The 18536-nt window shown below is 48.8% G+C and carries 12 protein-coding genes; all 12 read left to right on the top strand.

The features are described from left to right. Window positions 1–810, top strand: an 810-nt coding sequence (locus PAT3040_RS36885; RefSeq protein WP_219930263.1) for an alpha/beta hydrolase family protein, incomplete at its 5' end; no start/stop codon positions are given. Between the two features lie 181 nt (window positions 811–991). Beyond that, on the top strand, window positions 992–3763 hold the full coding sequence (locus PAT3040_RS09405; protein WP_108992418.1) for an FG-GAP repeat domain-containing protein: 2772 nt from the start codon (window positions 992–994) through the stop codon (window positions 3761–3763). After that, on the top strand, window positions 3723–4745 hold the full coding sequence (locus PAT3040_RS09400) for an ABC transporter permease (protein WP_108992417.1): 1023 nt from the start codon (window positions 3723–3725) through the stop codon (window positions 4743–4745). Before PAT3040_RS09405 ends, PAT3040_RS09400 begins: the two co-directional genes overlap by 41 nt. Window positions 4746–4760: 15 nt before the next feature. Next, window positions 4761–5651 carry a carbohydrate ABC transporter permease gene (locus PAT3040_RS09395; RefSeq protein ID WP_087569611.1) on the top strand — a complete coding sequence of 297 codons (891 nt, stop codon included), beginning with the start codon at window positions 4761–4763 and terminating at the stop codon, window positions 5649–5651. A 52-nt stretch (window positions 5652–5703) separates the two neighbouring features. Then, window positions 5704–7392, top strand: a complete 1689-nt coding sequence (locus PAT3040_RS09390; protein WP_108992416.1) for an extracellular solute-binding protein — start codon at window positions 5704–5706, stop codon at window positions 7390–7392. Between the two features lie 24 nt (window positions 7393–7416). Next, complete coding sequence (locus tag PAT3040_RS09385) at window positions 7417–9189, top strand: sensor histidine kinase (RefSeq protein ID WP_108992415.1); 1773 nt, start codon at window positions 7417–7419, stop codon at window positions 9187–9189. A 5-nt stretch (window positions 9190–9194) separates the two neighbouring features. Beyond that, window positions 9195–10811: a response regulator gene (locus tag PAT3040_RS09380; RefSeq protein ID WP_108992414.1), complete on the top strand. Its 1617-nt coding sequence runs from the start codon at window positions 9195–9197 to the stop codon at window positions 10809–10811. Between the two features lie 85 nt (window positions 10812–10896). Next, window positions 10897–15276 carry a DUF2341 domain-containing protein gene (locus tag PAT3040_RS09375; protein ID WP_108992413.1) on the top strand — a complete coding sequence of 1460 codons (4380 nt, stop codon included), beginning with the start codon at window positions 10897–10899 and terminating at the stop codon, window positions 15274–15276. 153 nt (window positions 15277–15429) lie between these two features. Further along, window positions 15430–16230, top strand: a complete 801-nt coding sequence (locus PAT3040_RS09370; RefSeq protein WP_214628099.1) for an SDR family NAD(P)-dependent oxidoreductase — start codon at window positions 15430–15432, stop codon at window positions 16228–16230. A 19-nt stretch (window positions 16231–16249) separates the two neighbouring features. Then, the gene (locus PAT3040_RS09365) at window positions 16250–17191 is read left to right on the top strand and encodes an aldo/keto reductase (RefSeq protein WP_181376526.1); all 942 of its coding nucleotides are present in this window, start codon (window positions 16250–16252) and stop codon (window positions 17189–17191) included. A gap of 54 nt (window positions 17192–17245) precedes the next feature. Then, window positions 17246–17914, top strand: coding sequence for an SGNH/GDSL hydrolase family protein (locus tag PAT3040_RS09360; protein ID WP_108992411.1), 669 nt, complete (start codon window positions 17246–17248; stop codon window positions 17912–17914). A 7-nt stretch (window positions 17915–17921) separates the two neighbouring features. Continuing rightward, window positions 17922–18356 carry a NanQ anomerase/TabA/YiaL family protein gene (locus PAT3040_RS09355; protein ID WP_181376524.1) on the top strand — a complete coding sequence of 145 codons (435 nt, stop codon included), beginning with the start codon at window positions 17922–17924 and terminating at the stop codon, window positions 18354–18356. Window positions 18357–18536: the final 180 nt, after the last annotated feature.

Below are 18536 nucleotides of genomic sequence, written 5' to 3'. Positions count from 1 at the left end.
AGCTTGCGGGCCAGGGTGCAGGAGCAGAAGCCTGCCGGCGCTTACCAGTTCCGCGCCGTCAGCCTGCGAACGACGTCGGTGAGCGAGGTGCCGGGCCTGTTTATGCGAAGGACCAGACCTTCCGGCGTCGGCCCGAAGGCGGATGCGTCCGGCCGGCTGCCGGCTGTGCTGATGATCGACGAGGGGGGCAAATGGGACGGCTTCCGCAGTTTCGGCCCTCTGACGGCGCTTGGAGAATCGCTGGTGTACAGCATTGACGTCAGCGGTTTCGGGGAGCTTGCGCCCCGCCCGGTCTGGCATGATGTAGCGCCTTGGTGCGACATCGAGCGGACGCTGACGTATCTCTCCGTCGCTGCTGACCGATCGATCATGGGCCTGCGGGTGCGGGATGCCCTGAACGCTTGGCATTACATGCGCTCGCTGCCGGAGGTCGACCCGAATCGACTCGTTCTGGCGGGCAAGGGACTCGGAGCGACGGTGGCGCTGCTGGCATCCATGCTTATCGGTCCATTCCACAAGCTGGTATTATGGGACTCGTTGCTTAACTATCAGGCGCTGACCGAGGAATTTCCGTTTGCCTGGAAACAAAGCGTCGTCGTGCCGGACATTTTGCGGCATTATGACCTGCAGGATCTGCTGCGGAACGCTCCTTGCGGCGAAAAGACAATTATCAACCCGCTTAACGCAGCCCGGGAGTTTGTCGACCTGGCGCATGCGAGCGCGCTATATCCGGAGGATGTGCGGATTTGCTCCGGCCTGGAGGAGAGCAAGGCCAGAGATGCCTTTGTGCAAGCCATACTGGCTGAGTAATCGTAAATAGATCTATTGCCACAATAAAACAAGTAGCGATCAGGTGAAATCTCCTGATCGCTTTTTTATATTTCTCTCATTTACTGCAAATACCCCTGTCATGAACTGAATGTTCCCATGGTTTTTGATCGAAAACAAGATTATATAATGAATTCAGCTGGAAAGAAGGAGTTGTTGGAATGTGATTCGCGGAGCGATTAAGGAAAAAGGTTTTGATACGTTTAGCAAAGGGAAATTCGGGAATGCGGGACAGAACATATATGTGTCACAAAAAGGCGTTATTCAGCGGATTCACCAGTTTGATGTAAACGGGGATGGCTTTATCGATTTGCCGTTTGCCAATTCCCACGATGACAGCTTGCGGGTTCCCGCCTATGTGTATGTTGACCCGCTTAATGGGAAAGAAAGAATCGAAATTCCGACGGAAGGCGCTTATACAGGGGCTGTCGGCGATCTGAACAATGACGGATACGACGATCTTGTTATCGGCAATCAGTATGACGGCGCATCCAATTACACATATGCTCAAATTTATTATGGTTCGCCGCAAGGGTACAGCACGAAACGGATGCTTCAATTATGGGCGCCATCATGCAAAAGCGTCGCGATTGGAGATTTTAACGGGGATGGGCGCAAGGACCTCGCATTTGTCAGCTTCGAGAAGCTGCGTTTGTTTTTTCAGGATGAGCGGGGATTTAGAACGAAAGGATATAGGGATGTGGAGCTGGATCACTCCATTGATACCATCGTTTCGGCTGATCTGGATGGGGACGGCTTCGACGACCTGATCGTTCGGACGAATAATAGCGAGATCGTTATTTATTGGGGGGGACCCGATGGCATCCAGGCAGAATCCCGTACATGGCTGGACCCCGCTTTGACAGGGAACGACGCGATCGAAGCAAGCATTGACAGTGCGGCAAGCGGAGCCGGCGGCGGAAGCCTGTTTGTTTACAATGTATCCCAAGCTATTCGGCTAAAAGTGCTGCAATGGAGAGGAGCTCCGCATATCTTCGTATGCCGCGGGGAACAATCCGTATTCATCCCCATCGATATGAACCGGAGCGTTGGCCAGCCGCTTGTACTCGATAGCGGCAAAGTGACAAGCGCGGCGATCGGCGATGTAAGAGGAACCGGCAGCGAAGATATTATACTCGCATCCCGGCAGCCGGATCGGGACGGGGCGGAGAAATCATGGATTTATTGGGATACGGCAACGGGATACTCCAACGAAAATCGAACCTCATTCACGACGAAAAGCGCTTACGACATTGAAATAGCGGACTTGAGCGGCAATGGTTATGGAGATATCATCGTATGCCAGGATAAGACGGAAACGATGTACACGCATGAATCGGTTATTTACCGAGGATCAGAGGCTGGCTTGGAAGAGACGCCGCTGCGGCTTGAAACGCATTGCGCTGTAGGTGTATTCGTCGCTCGAACGATGGACAGCGCGAATCCGCAAGTTATTTTCCTTAATCACATGTCCAATCGAATTTTGGGAGATGTGCCTTCTTCTATTTATTTGGGCGGACCGGACGGCTTCTCCCCTGAGCGAAAGCTTGAATTGACCGGCTGGGCAGCTACAGAGCTGCGAATTTGCGACTTTAATGACGATGGATTTGCGGATGTGTTTATGACCAACAGCAATGAGAACGCGCTGCATATGGATAATGGTTCATTCGTCTTCTACAACGGTCCAGACGGATTTTGTCCGGATCAAAAAGTGGAGCTGCCGACCAAACATTCGATGAGCAGCTGCTGCGCGGATCTTAACCGGGACGGGTGGCTTGATCTTATTGTTGTCGGCCACAACAACGACGAATTGTTAATCTTTTACGGCTCGGAGAAAGGGTTTGTCGACGAACCGGCGCGCATTCCGTTAGTGATTGACGGCGTTGTCTACAGACAGCCGAGATTCATGACTCTTGCGGACTTAAATAATGACGGTTGGTTGGACCTTGTCATACCAGACTGTGGAGCAACCGATGATTTGCTCATCCTGTGGGGCGGGCCGGATGGATTTGATTTAAATCGGCGCACATTACTGCCGGAAGGATCGGGAATCAGCTCGCGCGCTGCGGATTTAAATGGCAATGGCTGGCTGGACCTAATTGTAGGCGGTTACAAAGGGCCGGACGCCGGCGATCCTTACAGCACTTTTGTTTATATTTACTGGGGCGGGCCCGACGGGTATTCCAATGACAGAAGGACGGAGCTGCCGGCGCACTTCGCCGCGGATCTCGCGATAGCGGATTTTAACAATGACGGCATTCTTGACATATTTGTCGCTTGCTATCATGGCACTCGAACCCGCGATATCGACTCGTATATTTATTGGGGGGAGCCGGACGGAACCTATTCGGTGGACAAGCGGACGCGACTATTCGGTCACTCCGTCGCCGGCGTGCTTGCTGCTGATTTCAATGAGGACGGCTATGTCGATTTGGCGATGGCCAACCATAAGACATTCGGAAATCATCCGGGCATGTCCTTTGTATGGTGGAACGGTCCGAAAGGATTTAACGAGCACAACCGGACGGAATTGCCGACAAAAGGACCGCACGGAATGACGCATTCGGACATTGGCAACATGATGGATCGCGGTCCCGAAGAGTACTATGAATCGCGCCCTGTTGAACTTCCGAAAGGCTGCGTCATAACCGGAATCGATTGGCTTGCAGCCATACCGGTGAAAACGTGGGTTAAAGCGCAAATCCGAACTGCCGCGAATGAAGAAGCGCTGAAAGAGGCGAACTGGTATGGCATCGATGGAGAAGGAAGCTGGTTCGAGAGGGGCGGCAAGTGGTCCGCAGGCAGGTATGCGGGCAACTGGGTACAATATCGCTTAGCTCTTGGAGCCGTCAATAGCGGCGGCACTCCCCGTATTAGCGAAGTGATCCTTGATTATGAATCGCAGGCGCAAAAGCATCAGAACAATCACGAATGAGGAGGGGATCAACATCGAACAAACTGCTGCGAAAGCGATAAAAACGGATGCAGGTCTTAAGAACAACCTCCGCAAAAAGAAATGGAAAACATTAGCCCAGCAATACCAGTTAATACTGATGTCTGTGCCGTTTGTCGGCATCTTGGCCCTATTTAGTTATTTGCCCTTATGGGGCTGGATTATGGCTTTTCAGAAGTATTCCATAGGGAAGGGCATCTTCGGCAGTGAATTCGTTGGATTCGATCAGTTTGTAAAGCTGTTCAACGATGATTGGTTTTATACCGTTCTTCGAAATACGTTAGCGATGAGTTTGATGCATCTGATTACGAGCTTCGCAGGAGCGATTGGTTTGGCGCTTTTTCTTAATGAAGTGAGGTCGAGACTGTTCAAACGAACGATTCAAACGATTACGTATATTCCGCATTTCGTCTCCTGGGTCGTGATTGCCAGCATCGTTACGCTTGTTCTGTCTCCGGATTTCGGGCCGCTTAATGAGCTGCTAATCTGGCTTGGCATTGTAGATGAGCCGATATTTTTTCTATCCAAGGAAAAATGGTTTTGGGTTATTCATACGATGGCCGGCTTCTGGAAAGAGCTGGGCTGGAGCACGATTATTTATTTGGCGGTGCTGGCCGGAGTGGATCCCGCGCTCTATGAAGCCGCCGATGTGGACGGAGCGGGACGTTTCCGCAAAATGATTCATATATCTTTGCCCGGACTTATGCCGACTGCCAGCATTTTGCTTATTTTGAACACGGGTTACTTGATCGCGACCGGCTATGAATCACAGATGCTGCTCGGCAACAATCTGGTCATGGAGTATTCTCAGGTGCTTGACTTGTATGCGCTCAATTACTCCATGCAAATCGGGGATTATTCTTACGGGGTCGCGATTAGCATGTTCAAATCAGTGGTGAGCATCGTACTGGTATTGCTCGTCAATTCTTGGGCCAAGCGGATTGGCCAGTCTACCGTTCTGTAGTGAAGGAGGCACAAAATGAGAAGCAGAACTAAAGTCGGGGACAGCATATTTAACGTTTTCAACAATACGCTGCTGCTGCTGCTGGGCATAGCGACATTGTATCCTTTTCTGAATCTATTGGCTGTCTCCTTGAATCAGTCGCTCGATACGATGCGCGGCGGAATCTATTTATGGCCGCGAGATTTTACGCTCGACAATTATCGCCTTATATTCAGCAATGACCGTTTATTCGATTCCGCCGCTCTCTCCGTATTGCGAACATTGATTGGAACCGGATTGTCTGTAATATGCACAATTATGGTTGCTTACGCATTAAGCCGCAGAGAGTATATGCTTCGCAAATCGCTCAATGCCATCATTGTGGTCAGTATGTATGTAAACGGCGGGATCATTCCGATCTATTTGATGATCAAAAATTTAGGATTGACCAATACGTTCGCGGTTTACATTATTCCCGGTCTGATCGGCGCGTTTAACGTGATGATTATGCGGAGTTACTTTGACCAGCTGCCTGACGGGCTTGTTGAATCGGCCAAGCTGGATGGAGCAAATGAATGGCAAACCTTATTCCGCGTCGTTATGCCGATCAGTCTTCCTGTCATTGCAACCATTACTTTGTTTATTTCTGTCGGACATTGGAATTCCTGGACCGATAATTTCTTGTACAACAGCAAAGAAAGCTTGACGCTGCTGCAATATCAACTCATGCAGATTCTAATGCAGACAACCGAGCAAGTTTCCGGCGGTATCGGGTCCGGAACCGACGACGCTATATTGAATTTTACAACGCCGCAGTCAATCCGGGCTACGATGTCGATGGTTGTCACGCTTCCCATTCTATTCGTGTATCCATTTTTGCAGAAGTATTTCATTAAAGGCATGACGCTTGGCGCTATGAAGGAATGATATCTTTGGGGGAAACCCGATGATATAATTAAAAACTAGAAAGGGTGTTATCATGAACAAAATGTTCAGATTGCTCGTCATCGTGCTTGTATTTGCAGTGGCTGCCGGCTGCAGCGGGGGGAACAATGGAGGGAACAGCACTGCCCCGACGAATAAACCGGGAGAAACGAATGCCGGGACACAATCGGCGGCGCCGCAAGAGCCCGTTGTGGTCCAGATGGCAAGCTTGTATCCGAATCTGGATGCGAACAATCCGGTTATGACGGAACTTAGCAAAAAATCGGGCTTTAAATTTGACCTGGTTACAGTAACGGGAGATCGCAATCAAAAATTCGACTTATGGCTCGCTTCCGGCGATTATCCGGCCGATACGGTTATTTTAAAGCCGGATTATATTAAAAAATATTCGGATGCCGGCGCTATAATCCCGCTGGAGGATTTGATAGAAGAGCATGGCCCTAATATTAAGAAGCATTTCGGAGAATACTTCGATTTGTTAAAAGACGAAAACGGACATATTTGGTCGCTCTATGTCAGCAACATAACAGATGAGCCGACGCCGACGATGCAGTCAGAGTTCGCTGTCAGCTATAAAATGTTGGAGGAAGCGGGATACCCCGAACTGGAAACAATGGATGATTTGTTCAACTTGCTGAAGGATTACTATGAGAAGCATCCGCAAACGAATGGACAGCCGACCATTCCTTTCTCCGGCTTTAGCTATAATGACAATACTTATGAAAACGCGACAGGTCCGATCTTCACTACGAGCGGATTGGAAAATCACGGGGACTTTACGATAGACGAAAACGATAACGTTAGACATATCTTTACATCGGAAGAGGCGAAAACGTATCTCGCATTTTTGAATAAGCTTCATATCGCCGGCATGCTGGACAAAGAATTTTTCACTTTGAAAAATGATACGATGACGCAAAGGCTGGCGGAAGGCCGAGTTTTGGCGGGCGCTTTCCCAAGCTGGTACATGCAGCCGGAAGTAGAGCCGGTTATCCGGGCGGCAGGCAACTTTGATGATCTTTACGCTTATTTCCCGCTTGTGTTCGATGCAACTAAGCCAAATAAAAACTTCACGGCTGCGGCAACGCGTTCTAACTGGAACTGGGCGATTACCTCAAAATCCAAGCATCCGGAAGAAGTAATCAAGCTGCTTGATTATATGTTTACCGATGAAGCGCAAATTTTGATTAACTGGGGAATTGAAGGCAGTCATTATGAAGTCGTAGACGGTAAGAGGGTCATTAAGGAAGAGTATAAGCAAGGAGTTGCCGCCAACCCGGATTTGATCTGGAGCGAAATTGTTACGCCATTCTACGGCACATCGATGTATTTCGCGCACGGAACGAAGTTGGCTGATGGAGACTATGCCACGCCTACGACGAGAGATAGCGTCAGAGAAAAATACGATGAAAGAACAAAAGAAGTTTTAGCTGAGTACGGCAAGGAAGTGTGGGCAGACTTCATTCCTGAGGTAAACTTTATTCTTCACGGACTTGGACAACTGGGCGATGTGGAGGAAGTGCGCGCCGAAGCCGAGCGGCTTAAGCAAATTTGGAACCGCGATACCGCCAAGATTGTTTTCTCCGCGTCGGAAGAGGAGTTCGAAAAGCAGTGGAATGAAACCATGCGCGCGCTGGAAAAGGCGGGAATCGCGAAAGTCGAGGAAGCGTATACAAAATTGTGGAAAGAGGCTACTGCGCGATATAGCCATATAGGGAAGTAAATCATATAGGGGAGGGGGAGCAGAATGAGTATCCGCACTAAGCTGTTTTTGTCGAACGGCGCAGTCGTCATTTTGCTGCTCACTTCCCTTACTTTTATTTTTGAGCATTTTAGCAGGCAGATGATTCTTGAGAAGATCATGGAGAGCAATAGCAACTCCTTTTCGCAAATGACGGAAAATGTGGACAGTCTCTTGAAGACCTACGAACAGACTGCCGATGTATTGTATATGGATGATTCGCTGCAGGCTACTCTGCTTCAAGAAATTCATTCTTTGGCGTTGCAGCATACGGAGTACACGGAGCTTATCGTCCCGCTTATGGAATCGATTCGTTCGACGAAAGATATTGTCAATTTTCAACTGTTTACCAATAATGATACGTTTCAATTAGGGGTTGTCAGGCCGTTGTCGGAGGCTCCCGAATTGGCGAGGAGAAGTGGATGCGAAACTTCCGCGCCAAGCTATCGGTCGCTTCGTTCCTGGACTTTGGAGAAGGGAGCGGGTGGCGAGAACTTGCTTCGCTTATCGCAAAGGCTTAACCATCTGGATATGAAAGCATGTCTATTCGTTTCTATCGATGTGGATGTCAATGTACTGGTGGACTTTATAAAAGCGAAGGATAATCCTAATCAAATTGTGTTTAGTTTATCGGATGGGAAGGTTGTATTTGACAATGCTTCCGACCATGCAGGGACGGTCCGTTTAGAGGATTACTGGTTTTTCCCCGAGATGAATGCCAATGATGACGGCCAGCTTGTACGTACGGCTGATCAGGAATATTTGCTAACCAGCCGCGTCCTGGATTCGCGCAATAGCGTTAATGGCATCCAAATCGTCTTCCTTACCCAGCTTGATGCCCTAGTGGCAGGCACCAATGCGATTCGAACGACGGCACTCGTTCTGTTCGTAGCAACTTTGGCTATATTCGTCATTGCAAACTATGTGGTATCTTCCAGATTAACGAGAAGATTGGTAGAGCTGTCCATAAAAATGAGAAAAACCAGCCTCGAAAACTTGCAGCCGATTCAAACGATTAAAGGAAATGACGAAGTAAGCAAGCTCGGCTTCAGATTTAACGAGATGGTGCAGCGCATGCAGCGGCTTATTCGCGAGGTGTATGAGTCGGAACTGGGGCGCAAAGAGCTGGAGCTGAAGACAAAGGAGTCCGAGTTATATGCTTTGCAGACACAAGTAAATCCCCATTATTTGTTTAATACTTTAAATGCGCTTCGCGGTAATCTCCTTATGAAGGGAGATCGTGAAAATGCGAAAATTGTTAACTTATTGGCTAAATCCTTTCGCAATGTGTTGGGCAAAAGCGGCCGGATGATTACAATAGCGGAAGAATTGGACATTATCGAGACTTACTTGAACATTCAAGCTTTCCGCTTCTCTGACCGGCTTCGCTTCCGAATCGACATTCCGAAGCGGCTGCATGATGTCGCTATACCGAAGCTGTCGCTGCAGACATTGGTGGAAAATACGATCGTCCATGCGCTGGAGCCAAGCGCTGACGGAACAATGATCGTTATTAGGGCGGATTTTGATGAGCAGCAATGCAGACTTGTCGTGGAGGACAACGGTCCGGGCATTCCGTGCGATCACTTGACGGCAATAAGACATAGGCTCGAATCTGCAGATCAGAAGAAGGATGACTCGCTGCATATTGGCCTGCGCAACGTACATCAAAGATTACGCCAAAGCTTTGGCCCGAACTTCGGTCTGATCATTGAAAGCAAGCCTAGAGAGGGCACAAGAATTATCATTAACCTTCCGCTAGACAAGCCGCAAACGTAAGGAGGTTGGGAGCCATCTATAACGTACTTCTTGTAGACGATGAACCGGGGGCGCTGCTTTCACTGAAATATTTGCTGGATTGGGAACAGCTAGGTTTTACGATCGCGGGCGAAGCGACGAATGGCCAGCAGGCGCTCGATCTTTTTCATGACGGCAATTACGCCCTGGTCATCACGGATATGAAGATGCCGGTATTGAGCGGTTTGGATTTGATTGCGCAGTTGCGTGCATTATCCGATGTTCCGATTATCATCATGAGCGGTTATGAAGACTTCTCATTTGCGCAGAAGGGTTTGCAACTGGGCGTTAAGGATTATTTGCTGAAGCCGGTTGAGGAAGATGACTTGGTGCGTCTATTGAAATCCGTGGCAGCCGAGCTGGAAAATGAACGAATGCTGGACAAAAAGCTGCATTTTGGTTTGTCTGCAACGAAGGAGCGCATTGCCAGAGAATGGGCCAACGGTTTCATGAATGCGGAAGAAGTGACGGAACGGTTTAATTTGATAGATATACATGTTAGAGAGCGCTCAGGGATTTGCTGCATTGCGGCGGAGCTGGACTCGGAAGCTTGGAACGACTCCTCTATGACGGATAATGATCTGCAAATAAAACGATTTGCCGCGCGTAATGTCATGGAAGATATTATTGGGTTAAGCGGCTGTTTATTCGAAGAATCGGATATGAAATACGGAATCGTTTTATACTCGGATTTAGACGAGGTGGAGCGCGCGGATGTTATTGCAAGAATCAGCCTGATGAGCCAGCATGTGCAGCAATACGCCAAAATCGGGATAACATTCGGCATAGGCAAGCTGGTTCATGCGATAAATGAAGCCGTAAAGTCTTATGAGGATGCGAAACGAATGCTGGACAAACAATTCTTTTTCGGCAAGCAAAGCGTTATTTCGGAAGAAAGGCTGTTCTCGAAAGAGGCGAATGATGATGAACAGAATTGGCTCCATGCCAATGAGCTTATTGAGCAGCTTGACAAGCAGGACAGTGAGCAACTAAGAGAACTGCTTACGCACAGATGGGAGTTATTGGCGAAAAATCAAGTGCATTCGAATCTTATTAAAACAATGATCTTGGAGCTGTTCATTGAGTTGTTTCGGCTTGTTAAGGAACAAGGAATTGATTATGAGCAGTTGTTCAATCCGAGACAACTCGATTACGAACGAATTATGGGGGCAAGATCTTTGACGGATCTGTTCCAAATTACATGGACCAAAGTGCAGGAAACAGCTGAGCTGATCAAGTCCCATCGCGAGCTGTCATCGGAAAATGCGGTCAAAGTAGCCAAGAGATTAGCGAACGAACGTTATGCCGACAACATCAGTATGAAAAATATAGCTTCTCAAGTGTATATGAATGCGGCCTATTTGGGGCAGCTATTTAAAGCGGAAACAGGCATTGGCTTTAACGATTATTTGTTTCAGGTTCGCATGGAAAACGCAAAAAGAATATTGAGCTCTACCGATATGAAGGTTTACGAGGTGGCCTATGCCGTCGGTTATAACGATCTGGATTGGTTTTATAAAAAATTCAAACAGCATACGGGCTTGAGCGCAAGCGAATACAGAATCATGAGCGCAAGAACAATAATTCCTCCCGCTATGATCTGAATGTTAAGGGGTTCATCGAATGATGGACTCCTTTTATAATCAGTGAGGAAGCGGTTACAAAATAACTAATAGGAGGAATTAATGAATGATAAGTGAACAGTTACTTCGCAAAGGATTTCGCAAGTTTCAGTTTTACATCTGCATAGGGATGATTCTGGCCTTGGCTGTACCGCAATTGGCGATGGCAAGCGGGCAGCCGGAAGAAACCGATCTTTATAGCGGTTATGGCTCAGGCTTGCTTGCATCAACGGCGGGGTTTGCGAATAAAGACGCCAATCCGGAGCTGGGGCAGCTAAGCGGCTTCGGCAATAGCGGGAGAATGGAGCTGGATTATCAGTATCGCAGCATCGGCGTCGATTTTGGAGCAATCGCGGCTGTAAACACCATCGAACTTGAAGCTGCGAATGCGTCGAACCGAGTGGAGAAAAGCGATCTGTCCCTATACGTCAGTACGGACAATGAGACGTACAGCAAAGTAAAGAATTGGGATTTCGTAAAAGTGGACAACCGTGTAATTTTGTACAATTTTTCGGAATCAGCACGTTATGTAAAGGTTCATAACCATTTTGATGATGCGAAAGGCACTTTTTATAATGACAGCCTGCAAGAGATGATGAAAGCGTATCAGCTGCCGCAAGGACGCTGGACGGCCGGCAATGGACAAAGCTGGTTGTATCAGAAGCCGGTAACCGTCTCCAATCCGAATGCCGAGACGATCAATGATCGGGCGGTTTATCTGACTAAGGTGGATCTGGGAACATCGCAATTGATTGCCGATGGGAAGCTGCAAGCCGATTATCGCGATATTCGCTTTGCTGCTGGTGGCCAGGAGCTGCACTTCTATATGGATGATGCAGGTTTCTACGTACGAATTCCTGAAATGCAGCCTGAGGAAACGAAACAAATTTATATGTATTACGGCAACCCGGCGGCCTCCTTCCGCGGCGGAGCACAGGAAGCGCTGCAAATCGAGTACGGCAACAAAACAATTGTGGAACAATCGGGGGAATTGAAGCCGGTGCGATTGAAGGATGGCACGCTGATGACAGTGGCGGGCTCGAATGACGCGGGCATCCTGGCCAATTACTCCTTTGACGGCGGCAAGACATGGACGGATCAGGAAACGATTATTCTCCCTGTTTCGGCGGCAGGCTCCGACTTATATGAATTCCCTACCGGAACTTATGTTGATCCCGAAACGGGCGAAGTTTATTTGTTCTTTGCCGTCCATCATTATTTTGGCGTGTGGAGCGGCGGCAATACTTGTTTGTCTATCGATGTGTGCCGCAACGATATGTATGTCGTCAAATCAAACGGATTTGACGGACAAAAGCCGATATTCGGCGAACCAGCGCGAATAACGGGCCTGCAGACAGCTTCCGGGGCGCCGATTCATTATATGATCTCTTATACGAATCCGATTCGTCATAGCTCTGGAAGGATCATCGCTCCATTCTCCCATGTCATCGGAGATGACGGCACCTTTGGCGTCAGCTTCCTGTACTCGGACGATAATGGGGGCACTTGGCAGAAAAGCGTTTCCGAGCTTACGATTCCTTCCATCGGCGGGGAAGGCGGAGTGACTGAGGTTGCCATTATTGAATTGGCCGACGGCAGCTTAAAGACTTACTTGCGTCAGCAAAGATCGGATATCTATTATCTTGGGACAAGCTCATCGGCGGATGAAGGATTGACATGGTCCCCGGTGGCCGACAGTGAAATGATGAGCACCAATACGTTCCCTGCCATGCAGCGGGATGACAGCGGGAATATTTTATTGACATGGTCAGGGCATAATGCGGAAGGAATGGGGAGTTATTATCGCAACAATCTTACTATTGCTTACAGCGATGATGAGACGCTCACCTGGCAGGGCTATCATGATCTGACTGGACGCACTCGCTTATCGACTCCGGGATGGATTTCCGAGAACGAGAAGCGCAACGTCGTTCAGGCGGATGGAGTAAGGGCAGGCGATGATGCGTGGTTGTTCACGTGGCCTGGACTGACGGGGGCCTTCTCTATGCTGGTAGAGGATTTTGACCGTTATTTGCGCCAAAGCCATGGCGCATTGGATAGCTTCGAGTATGAGCATAGCGGAGTTACTCCCGATAATGGGACAAGTCTGGCCAATGACTACTGGTGGAAGACGGCTAACTCCGGAGTCGTTACTACAAGTGACGCTGTTGCGAAGCAAGGCATGAGGTCGCTTTATATTCACGATAATGTCGATGACCAAAGAGTAACGGGCGGATCGAGGTTATTCCCGGCCACCCGGAAAGCGAGCGTCCAGCTCTCAGTGTATGGAGAGAGCTTCGACAACGATCTTTTTATCTCCTTGCAGGAAGGATACTCGCAGCATTGGAATGCGCTCGGCGCCGGTTTTATCCTGCAGCTAGATTCCGACGGATCGTTGAAATATACGAATACGGAAATAAATTCTTCAACCGGGACGGTCAAAGTAGGCTTTGTGAATCCGGATAGCAACCCGCTGACCGGCAACTTGTCCCATTTCTCGGACGCTTTCCCGTTCGCGCTAGATTACAAGGATCGCAGCGTAGGCGTGGATCTTGGCAGGGCTGCCAAGCTTCGCGAAATCCAGTTGAATGACAGCAAGCAATATAATAAACCGCAGCCGCCGGACAACCTGCCGGGAAATCGGATACAGCAGCAGAACCTTGAAGTGTATGTCAGCCATATGAACAATGGGGATTGGACTCTTCTGGAAGGATGGACCTTCGAGAAGGAAGACGGCAATATTACGATTGGGCTGGAGCATTTGGATATCGAAGCGCGTTATGTAAAAGTCCACCAAAACTACTCGGACACGGCCTTTACTTTCGGGGCGCCGCAGCAAGAGATTATGCGTGTCATCACGGAGTATGACCAGCCGATCGAGTTCCATGAGCTGGCGACGCCGACAAGCTTGACGTTTAATGAATGGCATAAAATTCGTCTTGATTTTGATTTGGACAGTGGACTGGCCGACGTCTATGTAAATGATGCATTCAAGGGAACGATAGAGGCTGCTCATCCGGGTAAAGTCATTAACCATTTGATGATCTCATCCGGCGCTTCGGGACTTGGGACGGAAGTCTATGTGGATGAAGTGATGATTCAGGATCTATCTGTAGCGCTGCCGCAAACCGGATTGATCGGAGATGAGGAAGCGGCGGTCGAAGAGACGGACACGACTGCTCCGGCAATCTCGTTCTCTCCAGACGGCAGTGAAACCTTATTGTATGAAGCTTCTGTCCAAGCGGCGGCAACAGATGATTGGAGCGGTATCGACGCCAATCAGCTTATGTATGTTTGGGCACAGAGCGAGACGGCTCCGGATACAGGCTGGCAAGCATTTAGCTTAAACAGTGCGATTACTTTGTCGAACGTGTCCGGCGATTGGTATTTGCATATTCGCGCGTCTGATATGAACGGCAATGTGGCACAGGCTCATTCCAACCGATTCCGTATGCAACTCAGAGAGTCATCGGGATCGACGGCGCCTTCAACCGGCGGCAATACCGCCAATGAATGGAACGTTGCTGCCGGGAAGGGCGGGACGTTTGGCAGCAATAATGAAATAGAATTGACGATTCCGGCAGGAGCCTCGGACGAGGCCATGCGTATTGCCATCTCCAAGCTTTCGTCAGCCGATGCGACTGAGCATCCGGAATGGAGCCGGTTAAGTCCTGCCTTTAAAGTATCGAAAAATGTAGCGGGAAGCTTGAAGAAGCCGGCAACGATCAAGCTGAAGTTTGATCGGGATAAGCTTGAAGAGCATCAACTGCCTGTTATTGCTTACTATGATGAAGAGAAGGAAGTTTGGGTTGAAATCGGAGGAAAGGTTGAAGGTGATTTTGTTTCGGCGGCAACAGATCGTTTGGCAACATTCGCGGTTTTCGCCAAGCCGCTTGGATCGACAGAGCCCGCCGTATCGTTTAGCGATTTGGCCGGACATTGGAGTCAAGCAGCCGTCTATGAGGCGGTAAGGCTAGGGATTGTCAATGGCTATCCGAATGGCATGTTCAAGCCTGATAAAGAACTGACAAGAGCCGAGTTTATCGTTATGCTTGCCCGCGCGCTGGGGCTGGAGGCCGATGAAGAAGCGTTGCCGTTGTCGTTTGCCGATAGCGGGCATATCCCGGACTGGGCTCTGCTATCGATAGCGCAGGCGCTGAAAGCGAACATCATACAGGGCTATGATGACGGCACTTTCCGTCCGGATGCGAGGATAACTCGAACGGAAATGATTGCAATGACAGTGCGTGCGCTGGGGCTCCCTGTCGGCATGGAGTCGGCTACGAGCTTTGCGGACGACGCGGCGATTCCGGCTTGGGCCAAGCCCCTGGTTGCCGAGGCGGCTGCTCGCGGACTGGTCGAAGGACGCGGCGGCAACCGTTTTGCTCCAGGTGAAACTTCGACCAGAGCAGAAGCGTTGACTATTTTACTGAGAACTATTCAATAAGAGATAAGGGAGTATGCGGTGGTATACTCCCTTTCTACATGCATGGAATGAAATAAATTGACTAATACAAAGAGCTGATGCTATATTAATTGGTAATACCATATTATATATTGAGAGCGCATTACATGAATTTAAATAGAAAGTGGGTTTGTAATGTCGACGATGGATTTGTTCCAATTAAATGATCAGGTTGCAATTGTTACAGGAGGCTCGGGTTTGTACGGCGAACATATTTCCACCGCTCTTTGCGAGGCAGGCGCGCATGTCATTATCGCTTCCCGCAACGAGGAGAAGTGTCAGGCTCTCGCAGATCGCTTTAATGAACGCGGATACAAAGCATCGGGCATGAAGCTGGATCTGAGCGATGAACAAAGCATTATCGCATTTATCGCGGAAGTGTCCGACAGGTATGGGCGAATTGATATTCTCGTCAATAACTCTGTTTCCCGTTATGGTTTGAACAATGTTGAAGAGACGACTGCCGAAGGATGGAACATGGCACAGCAGGTGAACGGAACGGGGTTGATGCTTATCTCGAGGGAAGCTGTTAAACTGATGCGTGCCGCAGGCAAAGGAAATATTATTAACATAGCCTCTATTCAAGGAGCGCAGGCGCCTCACTTCCCTGTATATGGAGATACGGGTATGACCAGCGGTGTCGAGTATACGTTCGCGAAGTGGGGGATGATCGGAATGACGAAATGGATGGCGAGCTATTATGGACCCTATAACATTCGCGTCAATGCGATTAGTCCCGGTGGTTATTACGAAGGAGAAAATCAGCATGAGGAGCATTCGAATGCATTCGTGAACAATTACAAGTCTATGACTCCGCTAGGCAGATTGGCGGAAGACGATGATATCAAGGGGCCGATCGTTTTCCTCGCCTCCGAAGCTTCGCGTTACATCACGGGGCATAATCTATTGCTTGATGGAGGCTGGACAATTTGGTAAAAGAAAGGGTAAAATGTCCGTGAATAAACTTACAGTATCCAAAATGACGCTTGGCACGGTACAGCTTGGGATGAATTACGGGCTTATCGGCAACAGTCAAATGCCTGATGTTCGAGCGAGTCATGGTATTTTGCAAGCAGCATGGCAAGGTGGAGTGTCGGCCTACGATACGGCAGCGACGTACGGAGAATCTGAGCAAATACTGGGCCGTTTTTTTGGCAAGTTGCAATCTGGAGAAGCTCCGACAATCATTACCAAAATTTATGTGCAGCCGGAGAAAAGCTGGAGTCCTGTACGAATAAAAGATGAGATCTATCGGCAGACGAGAGCGTCGCTTGAGAAACTCGGTGTCGAGCAAGTGTCTGCTATGATGCTGCATAACGTCGATGCGATGCGAGCTCATGGGGACATCATTGCGCAAGTATTCTCCGAGCTTGTACGGGATGGCTTAACGGAAAAGGCGGGTATTTCATTTTCGTCCAATACGGAAGAGGAATTTGCAATGCTGCGTCCGTATTTGGAAGACTCCGTTTTCGGCGCTGTACAGCTTCCGTTAAATGTGTTCGATCATCGACCGCTGAATAACGGGTGTCTGGAGATGTTGCGATCCGCAGGCAAAACCGTGTTTGTCCGCAGCGTGTTCCTGCAAGGCCTTTTCTATGCGAATGAAGCAGAGCTGCCGTCTCAATTGCCCGAGGCTGTCGAACCGATCCGCCAGCTTCGCGAGCTTGCGCATAGCTGCGGCTTAACTCCTGCCGAGCTGGCTGTTTCCTATATTCGCGATATGCCGGGTGTCGATAGTCTGGTTATCGGCGTGCAGACGGTTGAGCAACTGGAGGAAAATTTGCGGCTAATAGAAGGGCCTGCCGTACCGGAGTCCATTTGTAATGAAATAAGAGAGCGATTCCGGAATCTGCCCGAGCGGCTCCTTACGCCAGGTATGTGGAGCAGGGCACGCTAACGTCAGGTAGTATAGCCGAGCGATTTATAGATATCTCCCAGAATAGGAGGTAAAATGTTGAAGCTCAGGGTGTTAGATCAATTGCAGCGTGGTGAACGAGCTTTTATCGTTTGCATAGGCGATTCTATAACAGAACAAAACTACCATCTTGAGGGTAAGCTTAATTATGTGGGTCTGCTTACAGAACGGTTAATGGAACGGTACAATCGCAAGTCGTATGTGTTCAACGTTGGGAAAAGCGGAGATACTTCACAAGGGATACTGAATCGACTGGATGAAGACGCCTTGCGATTCGGAGCGGATTTGATTACAGTGATGGTTGGCATGAATGATTCTGTGCAAGGAGAAGCAGGTATTGCCCAATTTAAACGGAACTTGGAACAGATTATCACTAGAGTTATGGCATCCGGATCAGAGGTGCTGCTTTTAACCCAAAATGCGCTCGATTATAATATTCATGAACAGGCGGTCCTAGCTAGAACGGCCTATCCGGAGTATGCCGCAGCCGTGCAGGAAGTGGCGGCCGCAACGGATACTCCTTTGTGTGATGTTTATAGTCATTGGCGTGAATATGTACAAGAATCGACTAACAGCCACTTGATGCTCATGCATGACAGCATTCATCCCGGTGCCAAGGGACATGCATTTATAGCAGGGCAAATCTATCATTATCTGAATATCATGCCTAGTGCGGAAGAATTGGAGAGGTCGCCCAATGATTAGAGACGCTTTGCAAAATTTCAAGCAGTATACAGGATTCCATCCGCGGTTAGAGCAAGCAGCACAATTTATAGCTAACGAGAATTGGAAAACTCTTGAGCCTGGAAAATATGAGATTGACGGAGACAATATTTTCGCAATCGTTCAGCATTATGAAACCAAACCGCGAGAGCAAGGATTCTGGGAAGCGCATGAGCGGTACATGGATATTCAAATTATTGCTGAAGGCGAGGAGAGTTTTGGTTACGCGCCTATCGGGCAAGCGGTTGTAACACGACCGTATGATTCCGATTCCGACTATGCGATATTCGATGCGACAGGCGATTTCTTCCTATTGAAGGAAGGTCATTTTATATTGGCAGCGCCGCAAGATGTTCATATGCCAGGTTTGGCGATTGACACTCCTCAGCCGGTTAAAAAAATTGTAATTAAGGTAAAGGTTTAATCAACCACAGGAGGGGGGAACCAAAAGGTTCCCCTCTTTTGTTTTCGTTGGCGCATCTACAAAGCGATAATCGTTTTGGCGGTCGTCTCCAGCAGCGCAAATATCCTTTTTTTTGAGAAAAAACCCAGATATCTATATGGGCATTACAGTTATAATTATGCTACTCTGAGAAAATATCAA

The sequence above is a fragment of the Paenibacillus agaridevorans genome (assembly GCF_003112455.1).
GTDB lineage: Bacteria > Bacillota > Bacilli > Paenibacillales > Paenibacillaceae > Pristimantibacillus > Pristimantibacillus agaridevorans.
This window is presented reverse-complemented; position numbering and strand designations above follow the sequence as displayed.

Bases quoted from the DNA above. Each gene is read 5' to 3' on its own strand.
- PAT3040_RS09400 (WP_108992417.1), top strand. From the start codon at position 3,723: ATGAATCGCAGGCGCAAAAGCATCAGAACAATCACGAATGAGGAGGGG.
- PAT3040_RS09395 (WP_087569611.1), top strand. From the start codon at position 4,761: ATGAGAAGCAGAACTAAAGTCGGGGACAGCATATTTAACGTTTTCAAC.
- PAT3040_RS09390 (WP_108992416.1), top strand. From the start codon at position 5,704: ATGAACAAAATGTTCAGATTGCTCGTCATCGTGCTTGTATTTGCAGTG.
- PAT3040_RS09385 (WP_108992415.1), top strand. From the start codon at position 7,417: ATGAGTATCCGCACTAAGCTGTTTTTGTCGAACGGCGCAGTCGTCATT.
- PAT3040_RS09375 (WP_108992413.1), top strand. From the start codon at position 10,897: ATGATAAGTGAACAGTTACTTCGCAAAGGATTTCGCAAGTTTCAGTTT.
- PAT3040_RS09370 (WP_214628099.1), top strand. From the start codon at position 15,430: ATGTCGACGATGGATTTGTTCCAATTAAATGATCAGGTTGCAATTGTT.
- PAT3040_RS09360 (WP_108992411.1), top strand. From the start codon at position 17,246: ATGTTGAAGCTCAGGGTGTTAGATCAATTGCAGCGTGGTGAACGAGCT.